This is a genomic window from Noviherbaspirillum sp. L7-7A, from assembly GCF_019052805.1.
Lineage (GTDB): Bacteria > Pseudomonadota > Gammaproteobacteria > Burkholderiales > Burkholderiaceae_D > Noviherbaspirillum_A.
Map to the genome: position 1 here is coordinate 467,292 of NZ_JAHQRJ010000001.1, position 23,040 is coordinate 490,331.

Sequence of the window (23,040 nt, forward strand, 5' to 3'; positions counted from 1 at the left end):
AAGCTTGATCGCACACATTTTTTCTCTTTCCACAAGGTTTCCCCGTGAGTTTCACAGCAAAGCTGGCGTCCGCATGGCGCACCCAACAATCCCTGTTATGTGTAGGCCTGGACCCCGACATCTCGCGGTTTCCCCCGCATCTTCAGTCCCAGCCGGATGGCATCTTTGCATTCTGCAAAGCCATGGTCGACGCCACTGCCGCTGCTGCCTGCTGCTTCAAGCCGCAAATTGCCTATTTCGCTGCATTGCGTGCCGAAGACCAGCTGGAAGCCTTGTGCGCCTATATCCGCAACACCTATCCCGCGCTGCCCATCGTGCTGGATGCCAAGCGTGGCGATATCGGCGCCACCGCCGAGCAATATGCGCGGGAAGCCTACGAGCGTTATGGCGCTGATTCGGTGACGGTCAATCCCTATATGGGAGCCGATTCCATTGCACCCTACATGGAGTGGAAGGACAAGGGTGTGATCGTGCTGTGCCGCACGTCCAATCCGGGTGGCTCCGACCTGCAATTCATGCAGGTCGACGGCGTGCCGCTTTACCAGCATGTGGCGCGGCTGGTTGCCGAAAAATGGAATCGCAACGGACAATGCGGCTTGGTGGTTGGCGCGACTTTTCCGCAAGAACTGGCGCAGGTGCGTGCCATCGTCGGCGACATGCCATTGCTCGTGCCAGGCATAGGCGCGCAGGGCGGCGACATCGCCGCTACTGTCGCAGCAGGGCGTAGCACCGACGGCACCGGCATGATGATCAATTCCTCACGCGCCATCCTCTATGCACAGCCACAGGACAGCGCTGAAACGCAGATCGAAGCCGCGCGCAGGGTAGCTTGCGAAACCCGCGATGCCATCAATAGTCATCGCGGCCTTGCTATCTAGTCCCACAGAGTTCCACAGGGGTTTAGTACTTCCTACTGTTCAAGAAAGCGGAGAAGGCCTGCGAGCGAGTGCGCAACAGTTTGTTGTCGCACCGCATGCCGGTCTCCCTGAAATACCAGCCTCTCGCTGAAAGTGCGGTGTGCCATCGCCCACGCAAAACAGACCGTTCCAACGGGCTTGCCGGGAACTGCACCGCCCGGACCGGCGATGCCAGTCGTAGACAAAGTGATTGTTGCGTTGCTGTTGGCTAAAGCGCCTTCTGCCATTGCCTGAGCAACTTCGTCGCTTACCGCGCCGTAACGGACGATTAACGCTTCAGGAACATCCAGCATGTCTGCCTTCGATGCGTTCGAATAGGTGATGAATCCGCATTCGAACCATTCCGAAGAGCCGGCAACTTCAGTAATAGCCTGAGCAACGCCACCTCCCGTACAAGACTCGGCGGTAGCCAGAATGAGGCCTTGCGACTTGAGCACGCTGCCTACCTGCGTCGCTAATTCATTGATATCCCTCATGGCGTCTCCTCTCGTTGAATTTGTTTGAACGGTAGTTCCATCGTCTGCTTGTAGCCCAGCCTACTTTACCACCCGGGGTGATGGCGATGCATCACCTTAATGCGATGTCATCCCATTCAATGAATAGGACACTTTGCCGAATTGTTACTAAATTGTTTCAAAAACATGGTTGTAATATCGATAAAAACTCCTATAATCCGAAGCTTCTGTAACTTTTGGTTAATGTAGATTTAACCTTTGCGAGCCAATGACCAAGCTAACAGTCTTCCTGTTGCCGCATCTTCGCCGCGTAATCGCGCTAGCTGCGATGGGCTTGGTCGGTCTTTTCCTTGCCGCACTATCCAGTCCTGTACATGCGGCAGCCACAGCGTCGATTGACATTGACCTGGCTACCGGTTACGCGGAAGATAACTTTCAGACGCGCAACATTCAACAGTTTGCGGAAGACGTGAAGCTAGCCACTGACGGACGCGTCAACATCCGCGTGCATTCAGGCGGCCGGCTCCTCAAGCCGGCGGAAATTTTTTCGGGAGTGCGTGAAGGTCGTGCGGAAGCAGGTGAAGTCATCATGTCCAGCCTTGAAAAAGAGGAGCTACTCTTTGGCTTGGATTCACTTCCTTTCATTGTGTCAGGCTATGAAGACGCCAGGCGCATGTGGCAGGCCTCGCGTCCGGCGGTTGAAAAGGCTCTGGAAAAGCGTGGGTTGGTTGTTTTGTATGCTGTGCCATGGCCTCCGCAAAATCTCTATTCCACCGAGGAGGTGAGCACGATTCGCGATTTCAGCGGACGTGCCATGCGAGTCTATAACCCTACTACGCAGCGTATTGCCGAGCTGATCGGCGCAAGACCGGTGACGGTGCAAGTACTTGACCTGGCGAAAGCCATTTCTGCCAAGCGGGTGGAATTAATGCTGACTTCGAGTTGGACAGGCGTAGATACCAAAGCTTGGCGGGTAATGAATCACTACTACAAGGTAAACGCCTGGTTTCCGAAAAACATGGTTTTCCTTAGGGCGGATACGCTTTCGAGGATATCCGACGCCGACCGCAAGGTAGTAATGGATGCAGCCCGTGTGGCGGAGGCCAGAGGCTGGCAGCTCAGCCAGGAAAGTGACCAGATTTACGAAAGGCAGTTGACTTCTAATCACGTAAAGGTATTTGGCATGGATTTCATGATCCGTAGCTACCTTGATCGAATAGGTGAAATCGTGGCACGCGAATGGCTAAAGAAGGCCGGCGTGACAGAACTTCAGGTACTGCTGAAATACACGACCGATAGATCAATTAAATAAGTCATTGCAGGCGCGCAAAACTCTCGATAGCAGTGTTGATTTCCTTGCTACAAGGATAATAGGAAGAACTGTTTCTCCACTTTGTAAGCAGATGGCAGATCCATGACATTGCTTGATGCTTTCCAAGACACTGTGAAAACGGATCAGGCACGACGGTAAGAGAATTTCGGCAGGCACATCCTCACGGAAAACATCGAACCGAGCATCGACCGACAAGCAATAAGTCCAAAAAACTACTTAGTACGCACCAAATCAGCATTCGTTGTACCAGCAACTTGTTTGAAATATTGTTCTTTTTGCATTATTAGATGGTTTTACATATTTAAAGGAGATGCTCGATGCAATTTTCATTGAACGCCTTAACGAGAACTGCATGTTTCTTAACTGCCTTTGCCGCCAGCACCTTGGCCATGGCGCAGCAAGAAATCAAAATTGGTGTTCTCTATCCTCTGACCGGCGCTGCAGCATCGACCGGGGCAGAACTTAAAGGAGCCCTCGAACTGGCTGCTGACATTGTTAACAACGGAGCCAAGGATATTCCAGAATTACCTTTTTCCGGTGGAGGCGGCCTACCTAACCTAAAGGGCGCAAAAATCAAGCTGGTATTTGCAGACCACCAAGGTAATCCGCAAATCGGCGCAACCGAGACAGAGCGACTGATAACGCAGGAAAAAGTTGTTGCGGTGGTTGGCGCTTATTTCAGCAATGTGACCGCGACATCCAGCCAGGTCGCAGAAAGATACAAGGTTCCTTATCTGAACCCCGATTCGTCATCAACATCTCTGACGGCAAGAAATTTTAAATGGTTTTATCGCATCACTCCCCACGATGACCTGTTTGTTTACAATTTCTTCGAATTCTTTAAAGATCTGGAAGCCAAAAAAGCAATAAAAGTAGGCCAGATCGCGCTTTTTAACGAAAATACGTTGTGGGGTAACGAAACCGCAAAGCTAGAGAATAAGCTTGCCGAGGAGCGTGGAGTTAATGTTGTAAAGTCAATATCGTACCCTGCAAAGAGCACGCAATTGACATCTGAAATTCAAAGTCTGAAGTCCGGGAAGCCACAGGTTGTATTACAGTCTTCTTATCTGGGAGATGCAATTCTGGCGATGAAAACTTATAAAGAGCTTAATTTTTCGCCAGATATGATTCTGGCCAATAATGCCGGTTTCACCGATACAGAATTCATTCGGACTTTAGGGCAGGATGCCGACCATATCATCACTCGGGAAGTATGGTCATTAGATCTGGCGAAAAGCAAACCGCTTATTGGGCAGGTTAACGAGCTATTTCGCAGCCGTTACAAAGTCAATTTCACTGGCAATTCTTCTCGCACTTTTACCGGGTTGCTAACCCTCGCTGATGCTATCAATCGTGCAGGTTCCACAGAGCCGGAGGCAATCAGGAAAGCACTCTCGGAAACCAATATTGACGGCAAAAATACCATTATGCCTTGGAAGGGCATAAAGTTTGATCAGCAAGGTCAGAATACCCTCGGATCGGGCATTCTAGTACAGATTGTCAATGGAAAATATCATACGATCTGGCCTTTTAATTTGGCAACACGCGACGTCATCTGGCCCATGCCTAAATGGGTGCAATGAATAGATCTTGATTATTGGGAATTGCAGTGCCGCCTTGACGCTTGGGTAAAAGACGTCGAGGTGACGCTTGCTCTCTATGTACCGTTACCAGATCGCTTTGCCAGGAGTTTAAATGACGTCAGAAATTATCATCCAGACTCTCGCTTCAGGGCTACTAATTGGCCTGATCTATGCACTAATTGCGATAGGTTTAACGCTTATTTTCGGTGTGATGGATATCGTGAATTTTTCACACGGCGAATTTTTGATGCTGGGTATGTATTGCAGCTTTTGGCTCTATGCGATTTATCATCTGGATCCGCTTTACACTCTCCCTCTCACCGCAATACTCCTTTTTGGTGTGGGAGCGATCGTCTATAGAGTGGTGATCAAGAAAATTATAGATGCTCCCATGCTTTCCCAGATTTTTACTACCTTTGGCTTGATGATTCTATTTAGAGGTCTGGCACAATTCTTATGGAAACCTGATTTTAGGACAGTTGGAAATTCCGTCGTTAGTGGCACTGTATCTCTATCTGGAATTCAAATTGGCTTGCCCCAGCTTACTGCGGGGGTGGGCGCAATTTTAGTTACCCTCGGGATTTACTTGTTTTTGACCAAAACAAGAACAGGTGCAGCGTTGGAAGCCACTGCGGCTGATAAAGAAGCAGCGCGGTTGATGGGAATAGATTCACAGCGCATGTTTACGCTGGCTTGGGGCGTAGGAGCTGCATGTGCAGGCGTCGCTGGCGGCTTACTTTCCACTTTCTTTCCAATTTTTCCTGAAATCGGTGCTAACTTTATTTTAACTGCTTTCGTTGTAGTGAACCTCGGCGGCTTTGGAAGTGTTGTAGGTGCCTTGATCGCCGGTATTTTGGTTGGCGTGATTGAAGTTATGGGCGGATTTTTTCTTGGTCCGCAATACAAGATGGGAATAGTGCTCTGTTTGTTCCTTGCAGTGTTAATGTTCCGACCACAAGGTCTAATGGGAAAAGTTTAAACAGTCTATAAAGGCCTCAGGGAGAAATATGAATCAGTTGAATCAACAACCGGTCTTTAGCACTGCTTATGGATCAGCAGGGTATAAATGGCCTACACGTCTTGCCCTGCTGTTTTTGCTCGGTGTAGTAATTTTTTTTCCGTTTTTTGAAAAATCGCCGTCGCATCAGAACTTCGTCATCTTGGTACTCATGGCCGCGCAGCTTGGTGTGGCATGGAATATCATTGGGGGGTATGCTGGGCAAATTTCATTAGGTCAGGTCGCATTCTATGGACTCGGTGCCTATACTTCCACTCTATTATTTACGAAACTGGGTATCAACCCGTGGGTTTCCATTCCCCTTGGTGGGCTGTTGGCTGCATCCATTAGCTTGGCTGTTGGCTGGTCCTGTTTTCGCTTAAAAGGACATTATTTTGCAATGGCGACCATAGCTGTTGCTGAAATTATCCAAATTGTCTTCACTAATTGGGAATTTGCGGGTGCTGCAGTCGGTCTTAATTTGCCTATGGAAGGCGGGTGGAAATTTCTGATCTTTGCGGAAAAGGAACCTTATTATTATCTTGCTTTGGGTTTGTTGTTGCTGACATTGGCAGTTAATTATGCAATTGAAAAAAGCTATCTTGGTTATTATTTGCGTGCAATAAAGGACGAGCCAGATGCGGCTCAAAGTTTGGGCGTTAACCTTAGTCTGTACAAACAAATCGCATTTGCCATCAGCAGTTTTTTTACTGCATTAGGTGGCAGCTTGTATGCACATAAAGAACTCTATATCGACCCGGCATCAGTTTTGCACACTGGCCTTTCCATAAAAATGGCGTTGGTATCGATTCTCGGAGGGGTTGGCACATTATCAGGACCTGTCATTGGCGCGGCAGTTCTTACCCTTATCGAGGAAGGTACGCGCATGCTGTTTGGCGGCTCTGGAAAAGGAACGGACCTTGTAATTTACGCTGCTTTAATCGTGGTTGTTGCCGTCTACTATCCATCTGGAGTTGTCGGATGGGTCCGTCGTTTCCTATCCAGACGTACTGCAATCCGCCAGACTCGGCTGGAAGGGAGGGGCATATGACTCTTCTCCGCGTGGAAAAAGTGTCGAAGCGTTTCGGGGGGATCTGCGCCAATGAAGATATCTCATTTGACATGGATGCTGGGCAGATCGTCGGATTGATAGGGCCAAATGGCGCTGGCAAAACCACAATGTTCAATTGCATCGCTGGCTATGCTCATCCAACTGCAGGAAAAATCTGGCTGAACGGGACCGAAGTCAGTGGTTTGCGGCCGGATCAATGCGCTCGCATGGGCATAGGCCGTACCTTTCAGGTGGCACGCACTTTTCACAGTATGAGTGCACTGGAAAATGTAATCGTCGGTGCGGTACTGGAAAACAGAAATGTATCCGTTGCAAAGGAGCATGGCTGGCAATTGCTGGAACTGGTCAGTCTTTCGAGATTTGCTGATAAGCCAGCCTCCAGCATGACGATTAGCGAACAAAGACGGCTAGCTGTCGCTCGATCGTTAGCAATCAAGCCACAACTCCTGTTAATGGACGAAGTGATGGCTGGCCTTAATCCTTCTGAAGTAAAGGAGATGGTGGATACCGTAAAGAAGATCCGGAGTCAGGGCATATCTTGTCTGATTGTTGAACATGTTCTTGAAGGGATCATGCCGATTGCCGACAAAATTGTTGTTCTGGATTACGGAAGAAAAATCGCTGAAGGACCGCCGCAGGTTGTATCAAATGATCCAGTAGTTATCTCAGCTTATCTGGGGGACGAATAATGCTCCAGCTTCGGAATTTAAAAGTGAGTTATGACGGGGTTCTTGCTGTCTCCAAGGTGGATCTCGATGTGCGCGCAGGTAGTATCGTCGCCCTTGTTGGCGGGAATGGCAACGGAAAATCAACAACGCTGAGAGCAGTTGCCGGCTTAAACGCAGTTGACCATGGCTCGATCTTTTTTAAAGGTGAAGATATAGCAAAAGTTCCTGCACATAAGCGTGTAGGGCTTGGGCTGTCGCTTGTCCCGGAGGGGCGGCGAATTTTTGCAAGACTGACTGTTGAGCGGAACCTGGAATTGGGTGCTTACAGCAGGAGCAATAAGGACGAGATTGCAGAGTCCATCGATACGATGTACAACCTTTTTCCAATTCTTAAACAGCGGCGCACGCAGTTGGCAGGAACAATGAGTGGCGGCGAGCAGCAAATGCTTGCCATTAGCCGTGGACTCATGGCCAAGCCCGAGATGCTGTTGCTGGATGAGCCGTCCTGGGGGATTGCGCCCAAGTTTGTCACCAAGGTGCTCGATACCATACAACTGATTAACGCTCAGGGCGTTTCCATACTTCTAGTTGAGCAGAGTTTGCACAAGGCGTTGGCAATTGCGCATTACGGTTACGTAATTCAGACCGGGCGCATCGTCATGGAAGGCACTGGAGAGAAATTGTTGAATGATCCTGATATCAAGAAAGCTTATCTCGGACTATGAACACTTCCCTTCAGAATTTCACGCCGGCAGAAATCCGGGCGCTATGTCGGGCTGGCGCCTTTTCAGGCCAAACTGCAGGGTTGGCAGATGGCCACGTGCAGGCAAACTTGATGATTGTGCCAGCCGAATATGCCTTTGATTTTCTTCTATTTTGCCAACGCAATCCCAAGCCTTGCCCGCTGGTGGAAGTGTTGGAGCCAGGCTGCTTCACGCCAGCATGTGCGGAAGGGGGCGACCTGCGCACGGATCTTCCTGGGTACTGTGTTTACAGGAATGGCGTGCTTACTGAAAAAACGGAAGATATCCAGTCCCATTGGCGGGATGACTTGGTCGGCTTTATATTGGGGTGCAGCTTCTCATTCGAAAACGCGCTGATGCGTGAAGGAATTGCACTACGCCATGTCGAGCAGCAAAAAAATGTCGCAATGTATAAAACGAATCTGGCATGTCATTCAGCGGGGCGCATGCGGGGAAACATGGTTGTAAGCATGCGTCCGATAAAGGCTTCGGAAGCCGCACGCGCTGTCCAGATTACTGCCCGCTATCCTCGTGTGCACGGTGCTCCTGTCCATATCGGTTTTCCGCAAGGGCTGGGAATTGCCGATTTGTCAAAACCTGATTTTGGTGATCCGGTCCACTTGATGGAGGATGAATTGCCATTGTTTTGGGCATGTGGTGTCACGCCGCAATATATTGCCGAATTGAGCAAGTTACCTTTCTGCCTTACTCATTCGCCTGGAAAGATGCTAGTAACTGATTTAAAAAATGAAGAGTTTGTTTGATTTCATCGTGTCTGCTTGTTCTCTTTCGTTCCCATTGGTGCCTTATTCACAAACCAAAAATGCTGCAAGCTCTTGCGGGCATCTGACAACCTCTACTGGCCAGATGCTCGCATTGTCTTTGCATTACCTCACCGTAATGCTTAACATTTCACTTTACATGCCATTGCTACATTGGCCTGATTCATGACGCAAGGCCAAGCTTCAGCATTAAGTTTGTTATACGCAGCATGGACGCTGCCTTCTGAACCTGGACCGGCTTGAACGGGCGCTTTTGCTTATGCTGATCCTTGCCTGTCAAGACGCAGGAATATCCGTGCTTTGGCTTGATTTCACCCTATCCGATTTAGTCCTACCCATCTGCGCTGTACCTGATGAACATAACGTGAATCGATCTGCCTAGGCAGGATCGAAGCACACGATGCCAGGCGAACCCATTCATCCCGGCAGGCACCTGTGCTGCTCGGATTCTTGGATACAGCTTTGCTGGATAAAAACCCTGGTTCTTTGCTGGTAGTTCATGACCTGTCAATACTAAGACGTAAGGCAGTCGCATTAGCCGGATGGATTAGCCGGATAGTTAAGCCGCAGGCGGCAGCATTCCGATCCGAGGGATGCATTGTGACGGAGAGGAAACGCTGAAAAAATAGGAAAAGGAGACGCTACGGGAATACAGGGAAAGCCATTCAGCATGGAAAAAACAGCGCTTTATTTCATGCATGCAGCATGTGAACGCAGGATGATATTCTCCTTATTAACATAGGGCTTGCCAGTAACCCGGAGCTTCGTTGTTCGGCATAGTCGTTGCCGTTTATTAAAGCAATGAACAATGACAAACAAATCACGCCATATCAGCTGGCGCGCCAGAGACTAAACAGAAGCAATGTATAAAACGCTGCGACGATGTCATCCCACATTACGCCAAAGCCGCCCTTGATTTGCCTGTCGAAGTATCGGATGGGTGGTGGCTTGACCATGTCAAAGAAACGGAAACACAGGAAAGCTGCGCACTGGGTAGCGAGATCGCCTGGCATCAGGAAAAGCAGGACTAGCCAGAAAGCAATGATTTCATCCCAGACCATGCTGCCATGATCCGCAACACCCATATCGCGCCCGGTACGGTCGCAGGCCCAGATCCCGATGATGAAACCCGCAAGTATGGCAATGGCCCAGAACAGCGGGGTAAAGACGGCGGGCCAGAGACCGGTTGGTACAGCGAACAAGGCCCAGCCCATCAGCGTACCGGCCGTGCCAGGCATCACGGGGGACAAGCCGCTGCCAAATCCCTGCGCCAGCCAATGTGCGGGATGGGCGAGCATGAACTGCGCCAGAGCGGCAGTGGACTTCAAGCTGACTGTCGGGCGCATGGATTCAATCACGGCGTGGAAAAATGATCAAAAGACTGCACCTGCAGCAATAACGGCTTGCCGGAGCGATCAATGAGTCGCAGTCCCGGTATCGCGTCCACAGTGCCTATCAGGGTCACTTCGCACTGGGCGCGCTGCGCGGCGGCATTGATTTCGGCCCGGGCAGACGGCGGTGCGGTAAAGCAGAGTTCATAGTCGTCTCCTCCCGCCATGGCGTAGTTGCGACGCATGGTACTTTCCTGCGTACGCAGTACAGCGCCGGCGGGGACGGCATCCACGTTCACGGTCGCGCCAACGCCAGAACGTTCAAGAATGTGTCCGAGGTCACCGATCAAGCCATCGGAGATATCGATGGCGGCATGGGCGATGCCCCGTAGTGCCAGCCCGAGTGCAATCCGCGGCGTGGGCGCGTGCATGCGCAGGCCGGCTGCTGCAAGTTCGGCATCCGGCAAGCTGCACTCCCTGCGGTAGCCAGCCAGAGCCAGGCGTGCATCGCCCAAGGTACCCGAGACCCAGATATCGTCGCCTTCCCGGGCCTGGTCGCGGCGCAGCGCGAGGCCGGGCGGAACATGGCCAAACACGGTGATGCACAGGGTGAGCGGGCCCTTGGTGGTGTCGCCGCCAATGAGCTGGCAGCCATGTTCATCGGCCAGCGCAAACAGGCCGGCCGAGTAGTCTGCAAGCCAGGATTCATCGAGCGCTGGGAGGGCCAGCGCCAGGGTAAAGCCGACTGGCTTTGCGCCCATGGCAGCCAGATCGGACAGATTGACTGCCAGGCTTTTGTGCCCCAGCAGTCGCGCGTCGGCGCCCGGAAAGAAATGGCGGCCTTCCACCAGCATGTCGGAGGAAATGGCCAACTGCATGCCCGGTGCGGGCGCCAGCAGCGCGCAGTCGTCGCCCACGCCCAGATCGACGCCACTGTTGGCAGACGGCGTGCGGGTGAAGTAACGGGAGATAAGGCTGAATTCGGAAAGCATGCGCGATTGTACTTGAGCCGGTTCCGGCCGGACTATGTGGCACGGCTGAAGCGACGTGGGACGCTTATTCACCCATTGGCCTGGCGGGGTGAGCCTTGGCATAGAACGCAGCGACATGCCATGGAAAGCCCGTTCAGTGCCAAGTGTTATCTATATGCTTGTTGCAGGCAGCAAGCCGGCCGGGGCGATTTCAGCTTGTCCAGATTGCCGATTCCGGCCAGATTGACCCCTGTATTACGATGCTGTTCTTCGCTGTTGAAAAGTCACGATGCATCGCTGCCCTTGCAGAGCGCGTCTGCGGCTGCCGGTTCACATCGTATGCCGGCGCAAAGCAGGGCGGGGCTTTGCAAGACCTTGCTTATTCCTTGTTCCGGCGCCAATTGGCTCGGTTTTGCCTAAGCCAGTCAGAGCGGAAACATGCTAGCGGGAAGCCGCAATGACTCCCTGGCAGGCTGTTGCGAAATACATTGTCACGCCTTGGCGGAAAACCTAGTTGCCTGGAAACGCTTTCCCAGCGATTTTAAGCGTAACTACGGTTGAGGTAGATAGTGAAAACCTTGAAAGTGGCATGGAAACAGCTGTTTACCAGCTGCTTGGAAAGGACGCTATTGCGTCACTGGATTGTTGGCGCGCGGTAAAAATCAACGGAAAGCATTCACACCGCGCGAATAGCGTCTACCACGTTGAGCGTAGCGTCTCCCTGGCCAGCCGTGCCGGCGCACATTGCATGCGCCGTGCCGCAATCCGCCGCAACGGGGGCAGGAACATGTTGCCAGACGCTCTAAATCAAGCTCAATCAAGCTGTTATCCATAGAGCCGAAAACCGGGGCCACCTCCTGCTGCTGCAGCTGCGCACTGCAGCCCTGGTCTGGCGCTGCTGCCGGATTCAGCCCGCGCTGTCCGCTGCCGGGCTCTTGCCCAGTTCCGCCATCAATACCTGGCGGCTTGCGGCTTCGTGGTGCGACAGGCCAAATCCCGCAACCAGGCCTTCCGCATCGATAAAGCGGCATACGGTGCGGCCGCTTTCCTCGGTCGTGTGCCATCTGCCGCTTTCCAGCGCAGTTTGCGGCGGCGGCACCAGTGCCAGCGGGTAGCAGGGCGTCTTGACGATGACTGCCGCTGGCTTCAGATCGATAGCGGTTGGTGTGCCGGTCAGTGTTTTGGCAATGGCACGGCCGGCGTTGAGCAGGGGGGCGATATACGGCAGGATGCGGGTGACGCCATCGGCTTGCGTGTATTCGGCGCAATCGCCCAGCGCATAGACGTCCGGCGCGCTGGTCTGGCCATAGGCATCGACCACGATGCCGCGATTGACCTTCAGCCCGGCAGCCTGGGCCAGTGCAGTGCTGGGTCGCAGGCCGACCGCTGACAGCACGATGTCGGCCTCCACCGTCTCGCCATTGGCCAGCGTGGCTTTCACCCCTTTTTCGCTGTGATCGATCCGCGTCGCCGTTGTGCCCAGGCACAGCCTTACGCCCCGTGTCAGCAGCGCTGCCTGCAAACCCTCGGACAATGCCGGCGCGGCCAGCGCCGCCAGCGGCAGCGGATTGGGGTCGATCAGGGTGACGGCATGGCCGCCGCCAGCCAGGTCGTCCGCGAATTCGCAGCCGATCAGGCCGGCGCCCAGGATCATCACCCGCGCCTGGCGTCCGGCTTCGGTCGCATCCAGCAGTTCGCGGAAGCGGGCATAGTCTTCCACGTGATTGACCGACATTACCTGCCCGGCGGCATCGCCCTGCAGCGGCAGACGGATCGGCTGGGCGCCGATGGCAAAGATCAGCTTGTCATAGTCGAGAACGCCGCCGCTGGTGGCGAGGGTTTTCTCGGCGGTATCGATGCCGCTTACCGTGGTGGAGGTCAGGATGGTGGCGCCTATCTGCGCCGCAAGCTGGGTTGCGCTTTGCGTTATCAACTGGGCCGGCAGCTTTTTCTGGGCATAGGCGTTGGACAGCATGGGCTTGGAATAGAAGCCGCCATCGTCCGCTGTGATGATGGTGATCGGCACTTCCTTGTCGAGCTTGCGCAATTCGCGGGCGGCGGTATAGCCGGCCATGCCGGCGCCAATGATGATGATCGGTTTCATGAAGCATCCTTGCAAAAAATGCGCGCCATGCCGATGACCGGGATGGCGCGCTTCAGTATCTTATTGTCTCGCAGCGAGAACGCGGGTTCGGCAGCAGTGAACCTGCGGATTCCGGAGCGCCAGTATAGCGGCTGCGTCAACGGCTGGCCTCAGCCCGGCCGGCCACGCATCATGGCCGTTGAGCCGGCTGACGGCCTTCGTCCGGCTGGCGTCAGATTTCCACCATCTCGAAATCGGCCTTGGAGACGCCGCAATCCGGGCATTCCCAGTTGTCGGGAATGTCGTTCCAGCGGGTGCCGGCGGGGATGCCATCCTCCGGCATGCCGATGCTTTCATCGTAGACAAAGCCGCAAACGACGCATTGATAGGTTTTCATTGGGTTCCCTTTGTTGAAGTTGAATTCATTGTGCCGTCAGGCGGCCTTGCCGAGCGCGTTCAGCACGTCGCGATAATGGTTGGCGTGGCGCTCCTCAACCTTGGCCAGCGCGGCGAAGCGCTTGGCCGCCATTTCCAGGGTGCGACGGAAATTCTCGGCATGCTCCTTGGATTCGGCGATTTGCTCATCGAACTCCGCCACGGCAGCCTGATTGCCTTCTTCCACTGCAAGGTGGCGGAACTTCGGATACATCTCGGTATATTCGTACGTTTCTCCTTCGATCGCGATTTCCAGCGCTTTCGCAGGAGTCATCTTCGCCTTGGGATAAAGCAGATCGAGATGGCCGAAGGCATGCATGACTTCCTGGTCAGCGGTGGCTTCGAAGGCCTTCGCGACATCTTCGGCGCCGGCGGCACGCGCCAGCTTGGCGAAATAACGGTACTTGATATGCGCCATCGACTCGCCGGCAAACGCGGCTTCGAGGTTTTGCACCGTAACGGAATTGTGGTCGGCCATGATGTACTCCCTTATGAAATTAATTCGGCAAATCAGAATGGAGTGGATCATAGCCAAAATAAATCGATCTGCGAAATTGATTGTAGTTATCGAAGGGATAGCTTTCAAGAATATTCTTGGCAGAAATGTATTGCACCTTATTAACCAACTCTTGATTCGTGAAAATACCTATTAGTTCAATGTCAAGCGTCTGCTAAAATCGTCAGCTTTCCGTAAGAATTCATAGGAAGGTTGCAATGGATACGCCGAACGACCAGAAAGAAGAAATTCGCCAGCAATTGCGCCAGGCGGCGCTCGAATATCATGAATTTCCGACTCCCGGAAAAATCAGCGTTACTCCCACCAAGCAACTGACCAACCAGCGCGACCTGTCGCTGGCCTATTCACCCGGCGTGGCAGCTGCCTGCGAGGAAATCGTGGTCGACCCGGCCAACGCGTTCCGCTATACCGCGCGTGGCAACCTGGTTGCCGTGATTTCCAACGGTACCGCCGTCCTCGGGCTGGGCAATATCGGCGCGCTGGCTTCCAAGCCGGTGATGGAAGGCAAGGGCGTGCTGTTCAAGAAGTTCGCCGGCATCGATGTCTTCGACATCGAAGTCAATGAAACCGACCCCGACAAGCTGTGCGACATCATTGCCGCGCTGGAGCCGACCTTCGGCGGCGTCAACCTCGAAGACATCAAGGCGCCCGAGTGCTTCTACATCGAGCGCAAGCTGCGCGAGAAGATGAAGATCCCGGTCTTCCACGACGATCAGCATGGCACTGCCATCATCGTTGGCGCCGCCATCCTGAATGGCCTGAAGGTGGTCGGCAAGGACATGAAGGAATGCAAGCTGGTCGTCAGCGGCGCCGGCGCGGCTGCGCTGGCCTGCCTGGACTTGCTGGTCGACCTCGGCTTCCCGATCGAGAACATCTGGGTCACCGACCTGGCCGGCGTGGTGTATTCCGGCCGCGTCGAACTGATGGACCCGGACAAGGCGCGCTTTGCGCAGCCGACCGAGGCCCGCAGCCTGAACGACGTGATCGCCGATGCCGACATCTTCCTCGGCCTGTCGGCCGGCGGCGTGCTGAAGCAGGACATGGTCATGAAGATGGCGCCGCGTCCGCTGATCCTGGCGCTGGCCAACCCGAATCCGGAAATCACGCCGGAAGACGTGAAGGCAGTGCGCAGCGACGCCGTGATCGCCACCGGCCGTTCGGACTACCCGAACCAGGTCAACAATGTGCTGTGCTTCCCGTACATCTTCCGCGGCGCGCTCGATTGCGGCGCGACCACCATCACCCGCGACATGGAAATCGCCTCGGTGCATGCGATCGCGGGCCTGGCGCAGGAAGAGCAGTCCGACATCGTCGCCACCACCTACGGCATCACCAACCTGTCCTTCGGCCCGGAATACATCATCCCCAAGCCTTTCGATCCGCGCCTGATGGAGCGCATCGCGCTGGCGGTGGCCAAGGCGGCCGAGGCGGGCGGCGTTGCCGCACGCCCGATCCAGGATGTGCAGGCCTATACCGAACGCCTGCAGCAATTCGTCTACCGCAGCGGCACCTTCATGAAGCCGATCTTCGCGGTGGCCAAGAAGGCGCCGGCGGAACTGAAGCGCATCGTCTATGCCGAGGGCGAGGAAGAGAAAGTGCTGCGCGCGGTGCAGGTGGTGGTCGACGAGACCCTGGCCAAGCCTATCCTGGTGGGCCGTCCGGCCGTGCTGGCGCAGCGCATCGAGAAGTTCGGCCTGCGCCTGCGTCCGGGCGTGGACTTCGAGGTCATCAACCCCGAATATGACGAGCGTTTCCGCAGCTACTGGGAGACCTATCTGCAGATGACGATCAGGAAAGGCATCAGCCAGCAGTACGCCAAGCTGGAGATGCGCCGTCGTCATACGCTGATCGGCGCCATGATGGTCCACAAGGGCGATGCCGACGGCATGATCTGCGGCACCTACGGCACCACCGACGTGCATCTGCGCTACATCGATCATGTGCTGGGCAAGCGCGAGGGCGTCAATGTCTATGCGGCGATGAATGCGCTGCTGCTGCAGGACCGCCAGATCATGATCGTCGACACCCATGTCAACGAGAACCCGAGCGCCGAGCAGATCGCCGAGATCACGCTGCTGGCCGCCGAGGAAATGCGCCGCTTTGGCCTGATGCCGCGGGTGGCGCTGCTGTCGCATTCCAACTTCGGCACCAGCAACAGCGAGTCGGCAAGAAAGATGCGCACCGCGCTCGGCCTGCTGCGCGAGCTGGACCCGCAGCTGGAAGTCGACGGTGAAATGCATGGCGACACCGCATTGAACCCGGCGCTGCTGAAGCGCACCATGCCGGAAAGCAGCCTGAGCGGCGAAGCCAACCTGCTGGTGATGCCCAACATCGACGCCGCCAACATTGCCTACAACCTGCTCAAGACCACGGCCGGCAACGGCATCGCGATCGGGCCGGTGCTGCTGGGTTGCGCCAAGCCGGTACATATCCTGACGCCGTCGGCCACCGTGCGCCGTATCGTGAACATGACGGCGCTGTGCGTGGTAGATGCGGTGTATCAGCGCTGAGCGCTTTGGGTTTTGAACAAAAACCGCTGCTGAAGGCAGCGGTTTTTTTTGCCTTTTGTTTTATTTGCGTGGCAGGGTGGCCGGCGATGAAAATGGCTCTTGACGTGAAGGGAATGTCGCTCGCGTAGGAGGCAATACCCGAAGGGCATTGCACCATGGGTCGCAAACCGTAATAGTCATGTCGGCCGACTTCTTGATCGACTAATAGTGCAATGCCCCTGCGGGGTATTGCACCCTACGAACCTGCAGTTTTCGTACTTCGGTAGCGTTGTCACGGCGCCCTCAACGGCGCTTGAATGGCAACAGCCTTATTCCCCCGCCAGCTTCAGGCCAATGATCCCGGCCACGATCAGCCCCACGCTGACCAGCCGTGCCGGGCTGGCGGATTCGCCGAACAGCACGATGCCAAGGATGACTGTGCCGACCGCGCCCACGCCTACCCAGACCGCGTACGCTGTCCCCACCGGCAGGGCGCGCATTGCAACGCCAAGCAATCCTATGCTGACCAGCATTGCAGCGGCGGTGCCGAGGCTGGGCCAGAGGCGGGTGAAGCCTTCGGTGTATTTGAGGCCAATGGCCCAGGCCACTTCGAACAGGCCGGCGATGATGAGAAGTATCCAGTCCATGAATCCGTAAAGGCGACGCGCGCCGTTGAACGCAAAGCCTCAACGGTACGCAATCCGCGGCAATCGGTGAAGAGCGCAAGCAAGCCTTCTGCCTCGCTGCACATGGATGTGCCGTTTATGCAGGATTATTAAAGAATTTGCATCAGTTGCCGTTAAAGCCGGGCCATCAGGGCCGACTAGTCAACTGTCAAGTCTTTTTAAAAAAAACTTCAAAAAGTTCCTCAAGGTTTTTCAGGACCCTCCGTTAAGTAACTTGTAACCCGCAGGGAACGCCGAACAGGGCACCGAACGGGCTGGCTGAGTAGCCAGATTTCTTAACCAGTTTCTTAGGAGAACAGCATGTCCGTTATCAATACCAACGTCGCTTCCCTGAATGCACAACGTAACCTGAGCAGCTCGTCGGCTGGCCTCACGACTTCCCTGCAGCGCCTGTCTTCCGGCCTGCGCATCAACAGCGCCAAGGATGACGCCGCCGGCATGGCGATCTCGGAGCGCATGACCGCCCAGATCCGCGGCTCGAATCAAGCAGCTCGTAACGCCAACGACGGCATCTCGCTGGCGCAGACCGCCGAAGGCGACCTGGGCTCGATCTCCAACAACCTGCAGCGCATGCGTGAGTTGTCGGTGCAGGCAGCCAATGCTTCGAACAGCGATTCGGACCGTGCTGCGTTGCAGACCGAAGTCACCGCGCTGAAGAGCGAGATTGACCGCGTTGCGAAGAACTCCTCGTTTAACGGCGTGAAGCTGCTGGATGGCTCGTTCAATGCACAGACCTTCCAGATCGGCGCGAACAACACTGACAACGACCGCATTACTGTCAACAAGATCGGCAGCGCACGTACGTCTGAACTGGGCAGCGCTGGCCAGTCGAGCAGCGCGAAGCTGACCAGCGGCGCAACCACCGCTGCGCTTGCCGCCGGCGACTTGACCCTGAACGGCCAGCAGGTTGGCGCCTCCAACGTTGGCGCCGCGCCCGGTCAGTCGGCCGCCAGTGCCTACTCGGTTGCCAACGCGATCAATGCCGTATCGGCTCAAAGCGGTGTGACCGCAACCGCCAATTCGACCGCCGTACAAGGCAGCGCGGCCACGGCTTTCACGGCGGTTGCTGCAAATACGTTCAATGTCAACGGCGTGGATGTCGGCGCGATCGCTGCCGGCACGACTGCTGCCGGCCAGGGCGCGAACGTTGCCGCCGCCATCAACAAGATCAGTTCCCAGACCGGCGTGACGGCGACTGCGGATGCCACAACTGGCGCAGTCAAGCTGACTGCTGCGGACGGTCGTGACGTGGCGCTGGGAATGAATGGCAGTGCCGCCGATGCCGCAACTGCCACTGCAAACAAGACCGCACTGGATGCGCAGACCGGCTTGAGCATGGGCACGCAATCCGTCACCGGCGGCACCGCCGGCGTAGCGGCTACCACCCACGGCACGGTTAGCCTGTCGAGCACGAGTTCCGCCGGCATCGTCGTCGGCGGCGCAAGCGTGGCAAAGGCTGGCCTGGCCACCGGCGTCACCGCTGCCACCACAGTGTCCTCGGTCTCAAGCGTCGAAAACATCGACATCTCCACCGCCGCCGGCGCCCAGAAAGCCCTGGAAGCCATCGACGGCGCGCTGAAGTCGATCAACGACAGCCGCTCCGACCTCGGCGCCCTGCAGAACCGCTTCGGCTCGGTGGTCTCCGGCCTGGCGACCACGACCGAGAACCTGTCGGCATCGCGTAGCCGCATCACCGATACCGACTTCGCTTCGGAGACCGCGAACATGACCCGCAGCCAGATCCTGCAGCAGGCCGGTACCGCGATGCTGGCCCAGGCCAACCAGCTGCCCAACAGCGTGATGTCGCTGCTGAGGGGTTAATCGCCGGGCTCGCCCGGTAACGTTTCAGGACGTTCTCTCGAATAAAACGGAAAACGGGCGACTGTTTTCCGTTTTGTCATTAGCAGAAAGGGTGCATCATGAACATCGCTCCAGTATCAGGCGCCGGTTTGTCGCCGCTCGCCACGCAGGGCGCAGACAACAAACAGACGGATCTGCAGCTGCGCGCGGCGCGGCAGCCGGAGGCCGTGAAGCAGCAGGAAGTGGCTGGTATCAGTACCGGCGCCGAAACGGCCGAAGCCGATCCGAAGGAAGTCAGGCAGCGGGTGGAAGAACTCAATGCCGCAATGAAGCAGCATGCCAGCAGCATCCTGTTCTCCATCGACGAGGATTCGGGCCGCACCATCGTCAAGGTGGTCGACACCGACACCGATACCGTGCTGCGGCAATACCCGTCCAAGGAACTGCTGGCGATATCGAAGCAGATCGACAAGTTCCAGGGCATGTTCATCAAGACGCAGGCATAACACGCAAGGAGTATCGCAAATGGGCTTGTCCTCTCCCGGCATCGGTTCCAACCTGGACATCAACACCATCGTGACCCAGCTGATGTCGGTTGAAGGACGCAAGCTGACTTCGCTCCAGACCCAGGAAGCGTCCTACCAGTCCAAGGTGTCGGCCTTCGGGCAGGTGCAAAGCGCATTTTCGACATTCCAGACCGCCGTCAATTCACTGTCGACGGTGCAGCAGTTCCAGGCCGCCACCGCCAGCGTGGCCGATGCCGCAGTGCTGTCGGCCAAGGCGACGTCGGCCGCCACGCCCGGCGCCTATGCGCTGGAAGTGAGCAAGCTGGCGCAGGCCCAGAAGCTTGTGACAGCAGGCCAGGCATCGACCGCGACGACGGTAGGCACCGGCACCATCACCTTCCAGTTCGGCACCATCGCCGGAGCGGTTGAAACCCCGGCCGGCTCAGGCATCTATCCCGCGCCGCCCAGGAACGCCGACGGCACCTACACCGGCGCGACCTTCAAGCCCGGCACCGCTGAAAGCAAGACCGTCACCATCGGCTCCAGCAACAATTCCCTGGCCGGCATACGCGATGCAATCAATGGCGCCAAGATCGGCGTGACCGCCACCATCGTCAACGATGGCGGCGCCCAGCCCAACCGTCTGGTGCTGACCAATACCGCCACCGGCGAAGCCAGCAGCATGAAGATATCGGTATCTGACGACCCGGACGGCGGCCTGTCGGGCCTGCTCAACCATGACCCGGCAAGCGCAACGCAGAACCTGAAGGAAACGGTGGCGGCGCAGGATGCCGAATTCACCCTCGACGGCCTGAAGGTGAAGAAGCCATCCAACACCGTCACCGACGCCATTGCCGGCGTGACGCTCAACCTGGCCAAGACCAATGCCGGCAGCCCGACCACGCTGACGGTGGCGCGCGACAGCGCCTCGGTCGTATCGGCAGTCAACAAGTTCGTCAGCGCCTACAATGCCATCGCCAAGACCCTCAGCGATGCCTCCGCCTATAACGCCACCACCAAGACCGGGGCCATCCTGAATGGCGATTCCTCGATACGCGGTGCGCAAAGCCAGTTGCGCGGACTGCTGTCGAGCTCGATCGGCGGCGGCTATGGCGCCTACAGCCGGCTGTCCGACATCGGCGTGACGATGCAGAAGAATGGCAACCTGGAACTCGATACCGCCAAGCTGACCAAGGCCCTGGAGACCAACTTCAACGATGTGGCAGGGCTGTTCGCCGCGGCCGGCAAGGCCAGCGACAGCCTGGTGTCCTATACCACCTCGACCGCCGCCACCAAGGCCGGCGCCTACGGCCTGAACATCAGCCAGATGGCCAGCCAGAGCACGGTAACCGGGGCAGCGGCGCCGACGCAGCTGACATTCGCAGCGCCGGCCAATACGCTGTCGCTGGGCCTGGCCGGCGTGCAAAGCGAGATCACGCTCAATGACAGTTACGCCGATGCGGCCGCGCTGGCGCTGGACCTGCAATCGAAGATGAATGCCAGCAAGGCCTATGCCGGTTCGCCGGTGAAGGTGGCGGTGGTGGACGGCAAGATTGCGATCACGTCCGATGCTTACGGCAGCAGCTCGACGTTCACGGTGTCGGGCACCGCCGCCGAGCAGGTCTTCGGCGGCAGCCCCTTGTCGGTGGCGGGGGAGGATGTGGCTGGAACCATCAACGGCGCCAGCGCAACCGGCAAGGGCCGCATTCTGACCGCCGGCACTGGCGATGCGGAAGGCTTGCAGGTATCCATCACCGGCGGCGCCACGGGCGACCGTGGAACCATTAACTTCTCGCGTGGCTATGCGTCGCAGTTCGGCGCCCTGGTGGGTACCATCATCGGCGAGAACGGCAGCCTGGATGCCCGCACCAAGGGCCTGAATTCCTCGATCACCAGCCTGCGCAAGCAGCAGGAAGCGGAGCAGAACCGGCTGAGCAACCGCGAGGCGGCCCTGCGCAAGCAGTTCACCGCGCTCGACACCCAGATCAGCAAGCTCAATTCCGTGAGCTCCTACCTGACCCAGCAGCTGAAGCAGATCGCGTCGCTGTCGAGTTCTTCCGACTGAGAATAATGAATCACGACCATCCCATGCTTGATGATGCCCAGCTGCTGGATGCCTACCAGAAGATGGCCGACCTGTCGGCCAGGATGCTGGCTGCCACCGGCGAACGGGAATGGGAACTGCTGGCCGGGCAGGAGCAGCAGCAGGATGCGCTGTTTGCGATGCTGCAGCAGGCCGACGCCGGCCAGCGGCGTCCTGCCGACGTGCTGCGCAGGCAGCAGGCGCTGATTGAACAGATCCTGGCCAACCAGGCCAAGCGCCGCGAACTGGCGCTGGAGTGGCGCGCGAGCGTTGGCGCTTTGCTCGACAGCGTTGACTCGGCACGGCGCATTGCCAGGGCTTACGGCTAGCGCAATTTCCATGACGGCCCGCTGCAATGGCGGGTGTTCCGCATGAGGCGACTGCCCTTGGGCTGCGGTCCCGTGTTTTCCTTCTTCCTCATCCCAAGGAAAATTTTTATGAGCAGGTAAAGCATCATGGAAGACGTAGGGCGTAATACCCCGAAGGGGCATTATGCGATACCGCCACGGTAGCCACGCCAGCCCGGCGCTTGCAACGGCAGAGGCGGTGGAATGCCCCTTTGGGGTATTCCACCCTGCGAATTTTCGATCCAATTTGCAGGTATGCATCGCTTTAACGCTTTCTTCTTCTCCCACCGAAAATTTTTATCGGCATTCAATCCTGTAAACGCTAATGATTCATCCGGATGTGCCGTTAAGGAAAGTGAAATTGCAAACAAGCAGCGCCGGCAAGGCGGCGGCGCAGGGACTTCAAGGAGAGAGCAATGTTTGGTTCGATGAACAAGGGCGCAAACGCCTACGCGAGTGTAGGCCTGGAAACCGGCGTGGCCGCAGCCAGCCCGCACAAGCTGATCGTGATGCTGTTCGACGGCGCGCTCACCTCGCTCAATATCGCGCTGATCGAAATGCGCGCCAACAATGTGGCGGCCAAGGGCCGCGCCATTTCCAAGGCGATACGCATCATCGAGGAAGGCCTGCGCGCCAGCCTGGACAGGTCGGCGGGCGGCGCCATCGCGGGCAGCCTGGATTCGCTGTACGAATACATTTCCGCTCGCCTGCTGCGCGCCAATCTGGAAAACCGCACGGAAGACATCGAAGAGGCGCAGCGCCTGCTGGGCGACCTGCGCGGCGCATGGCTGGCGATCGATCCCGAAGCCGCGGCACGCAGCCGCGCTGCCGCGATGCAGCCGCCGGCGGCCGCGCCGCAGGGCCTGCGCGCCTACGCAGTCTGAGCGGGAACGGCGCCGGCGCCAGCGTGTTCGATGGCGGTTGCACTGCACAATCGCCGCGGCTTTTGCGCAGAGCCGCACCGGCGGCCGGTTCCCCTGCTGCAAGACGCAGGGCCGTGCTATAAGACAGGCGTGCCGACTTGATGAAAGGTGACGCTATGGCCAAGAAAGAGGAACTCGACGAGGAAACCCTGGCGCTGATTCACTGGTGCATCGAAGTGGAAGGGTTTCTGGTGAAGGGCGGCGCCACGGTGGAAGAAGCCCAGGAGCATATCGAGGAACAGATCGAGTGGTTCACCGACCAGTTCTACGACGGGCTGACGCCGGAGGAAGCGGCAAAGGAAGCGCTGGCCTGAGGGCC

22 protein-coding genes are annotated in these 23,040 nt (G+C 56.7%); 15 read left to right on the forward strand and 7 right to left on the reverse strand.

Annotated elements, in window-relative coordinates; translation table 11 throughout:
- Window positions 1-44: 44 nt before the first annotated feature.
- The gene (gene pyrF, locus KTQ42_RS02130) at window positions 45-878 is read left to right on the forward strand and encodes an orotidine-5'-phosphate decarboxylase (protein ID WP_217344002.1); all 834 of its coding nucleotides are present in this window, start codon (window positions 45-47) and stop codon (window positions 876-878) included.
- Window positions 879-910: 32 nt separating this feature from the next.
- Here the strand turns inward: pyrF and KTQ42_RS02135 are convergent, their stop codons facing one another.
- Window positions 911-1,393 carry a CinA family protein gene (locus KTQ42_RS02135; RefSeq protein WP_217344003.1) on the reverse strand — a complete coding sequence of 161 codons (483 nt, stop codon included), beginning with the start codon at window positions 1,391-1,393 and terminating at the stop codon, window positions 911-913.
- Between the two features lie 247 nt (window positions 1,394-1,640).
- Between KTQ42_RS02135 and KTQ42_RS02140 the strand changes: the two genes are divergently transcribed.
- The 7 genes from KTQ42_RS02140 to KTQ42_RS02170 all read left to right on the forward strand — a co-directional run bounded on the left by KTQ42_RS02140 (window position 1,641) and on the right by KTQ42_RS02170 (window position 8,532).
- Entirely contained in the window at window positions 1,641-2,684 is a 1,044-nt protein-coding gene (locus KTQ42_RS02140; protein WP_217344004.1) for a TRAP transporter substrate-binding protein, read from the forward strand.
- A gap of 338 nt (window positions 2,685-3,022) precedes the next feature.
- Window positions 3,023-4,288, forward strand: a complete 1,266-nt coding sequence (locus KTQ42_RS02145; protein WP_217344005.1) for an ABC transporter substrate-binding protein — start codon at window positions 3,023-3,025, stop codon at window positions 4,286-4,288.
- A 112-nt stretch (window positions 4,289-4,400) separates the two neighbouring features.
- Window positions 4,401-5,267: a branched-chain amino acid ABC transporter permease gene (locus KTQ42_RS02150; protein ID WP_217344006.1), complete on the forward strand. Its 867-nt coding sequence runs from the start codon at window positions 4,401-4,403 to the stop codon at window positions 5,265-5,267.
- Between the two features lie 28 nt (window positions 5,268-5,295).
- The gene (locus KTQ42_RS02155; RefSeq protein ID WP_217344007.1) at window positions 5,296-6,336 is read left to right on the forward strand and encodes a branched-chain amino acid ABC transporter permease; all 1,041 of its coding nucleotides are present in this window, start codon (window positions 5,296-5,298) and stop codon (window positions 6,334-6,336) included.
- Window positions 6,333-7,046 (forward strand): ABC transporter ATP-binding protein, encoded by a 714-nt coding sequence (locus KTQ42_RS02160; RefSeq protein WP_217344008.1) that lies wholly within the window; start codon window positions 6,333-6,335, stop codon window positions 7,044-7,046. The genes KTQ42_RS02155 and KTQ42_RS02160 overlap by 4 nt, the downstream gene beginning before the upstream one ends.
- Complete coding sequence (locus tag KTQ42_RS02165; RefSeq protein ID WP_217344009.1) at window positions 7,046-7,750, forward strand: ABC transporter ATP-binding protein; 705 nt, start codon at window positions 7,046-7,048, stop codon at window positions 7,748-7,750. The genes KTQ42_RS02160 and KTQ42_RS02165 overlap by 1 nt, the downstream gene beginning before the upstream one ends.
- Window positions 7,747-8,532, forward strand: a complete 786-nt coding sequence (locus KTQ42_RS02170; RefSeq protein WP_217344010.1) for a putative hydro-lyase — start codon at window positions 7,747-7,749, stop codon at window positions 8,530-8,532. Before KTQ42_RS02165 ends, KTQ42_RS02170 begins: the two co-directional genes overlap by 4 nt.
- Window positions 8,533-9,380: 848 nt before the next feature.
- On the opposite strand, the gene KTQ42_RS02175 is transcribed toward KTQ42_RS02170, so the two are convergent.
- The 5 genes from KTQ42_RS02175 to KTQ42_RS02195 form a co-directional block, all read right to left on the reverse strand.
- The gene (locus KTQ42_RS02175) at window positions 9,381-9,896 is read right to left on the reverse strand and encodes a phosphatidylglycerophosphatase A (RefSeq protein WP_249222615.1); all 516 of its coding nucleotides are present in this window, start codon (window positions 9,894-9,896) and stop codon (window positions 9,381-9,383) included.
- Window positions 9,897-9,904: 8 nt separating this feature from the next.
- On the reverse strand, window positions 9,905-10,873 hold the full coding sequence (gene thiL, locus KTQ42_RS02180) for a thiamine-phosphate kinase (RefSeq protein WP_217344011.1): 969 nt from the start codon (window positions 10,871-10,873) through the stop codon (window positions 9,905-9,907).
- Between the two features lie 886 nt (window positions 10,874-11,759).
- Window positions 11,760-12,956, reverse strand: a complete 1,197-nt coding sequence (locus tag KTQ42_RS02185; protein ID WP_217344012.1) for an FAD-dependent oxidoreductase — start codon at window positions 12,954-12,956, stop codon at window positions 11,760-11,762.
- Between the two features lie 211 nt (window positions 12,957-13,167).
- Window positions 13,168-13,332, reverse strand: coding sequence for a rubredoxin (locus KTQ42_RS02190; protein WP_217344013.1), 165 nt, complete (start codon window positions 13,330-13,332; stop codon window positions 13,168-13,170).
- A gap of 36 nt (window positions 13,333-13,368) precedes the next feature.
- On the reverse strand, window positions 13,369-13,848 hold the full coding sequence (locus KTQ42_RS02195; protein WP_217346780.1) for a rubrerythrin family protein: 480 nt from the start codon (window positions 13,846-13,848) through the stop codon (window positions 13,369-13,371).
- A gap of 236 nt (window positions 13,849-14,084) precedes the next feature.
- Between KTQ42_RS02195 and KTQ42_RS02200 the strand changes: the two genes are divergently transcribed.
- Window positions 14,085-16,397, forward strand: a complete 2,313-nt coding sequence (locus tag KTQ42_RS02200; RefSeq protein WP_217344014.1) for an NADP-dependent malic enzyme — start codon at window positions 14,085-14,087, stop codon at window positions 16,395-16,397.
- 308 nt (window positions 16,398-16,705) lie between these two features.
- Here the strand turns inward: KTQ42_RS02200 and sugE are convergent, their stop codons facing one another.
- A complete protein-coding gene (gene sugE, locus KTQ42_RS02205) occupies window positions 16,706-17,023 on the reverse strand; it encodes a quaternary ammonium compound efflux SMR transporter SugE (RefSeq protein WP_217344015.1) in 318 nt (105 codons plus the stop codon).
- Window positions 17,024-17,362: 339 nt separating this feature from the next.
- Between sugE and KTQ42_RS02210 the strand changes: the two genes are divergently transcribed.
- From KTQ42_RS02210 to KTQ42_RS02235, 6 genes are all read left to right on the forward strand, one after another.
- Window positions 17,363-18,883, forward strand: a complete 1,521-nt coding sequence (locus KTQ42_RS02210; RefSeq protein ID WP_217344016.1) for a flagellin — start codon at window positions 17,363-17,365, stop codon at window positions 18,881-18,883.
- Window positions 18,884-18,981: 98 nt separating this feature from the next.
- Complete coding sequence (locus tag KTQ42_RS02215) at window positions 18,982-19,368, forward strand: flagellar protein FlaG (RefSeq protein WP_217344017.1); 387 nt, start codon at window positions 18,982-18,984, stop codon at window positions 19,366-19,368.
- Window positions 19,369-19,387: 19 nt separating this feature from the next.
- Window positions 19,388-21,433, forward strand: coding sequence for a flagellar filament capping protein FliD (gene fliD, locus KTQ42_RS02220; protein ID WP_217344018.1), 2,046 nt, complete (start codon window positions 19,388-19,390; stop codon window positions 21,431-21,433).
- Between the two features lie 5 nt (window positions 21,434-21,438).
- Entirely contained in the window at window positions 21,439-21,780 is a 342-nt protein-coding gene (locus KTQ42_RS02225) for a flagellar protein FliT (protein WP_217344019.1), read from the forward strand.
- A 434-nt stretch (window positions 21,781-22,214) separates the two neighbouring features.
- Entirely contained in the window at window positions 22,215-22,682 is a 468-nt protein-coding gene (gene fliS, locus KTQ42_RS02230) for a flagellar export chaperone FliS (RefSeq protein WP_217344020.1), read from the forward strand.
- 155 nt (window positions 22,683-22,837) lie between these two features.
- A complete protein-coding gene (locus KTQ42_RS02235) occupies window positions 22,838-23,035 on the forward strand; it encodes a hypothetical protein (RefSeq protein ID WP_194712824.1) in 198 nt (65 codons plus the stop codon).
- The last annotated feature ends 5 nt before the right edge of the window (window positions 23,036-23,040 follow it).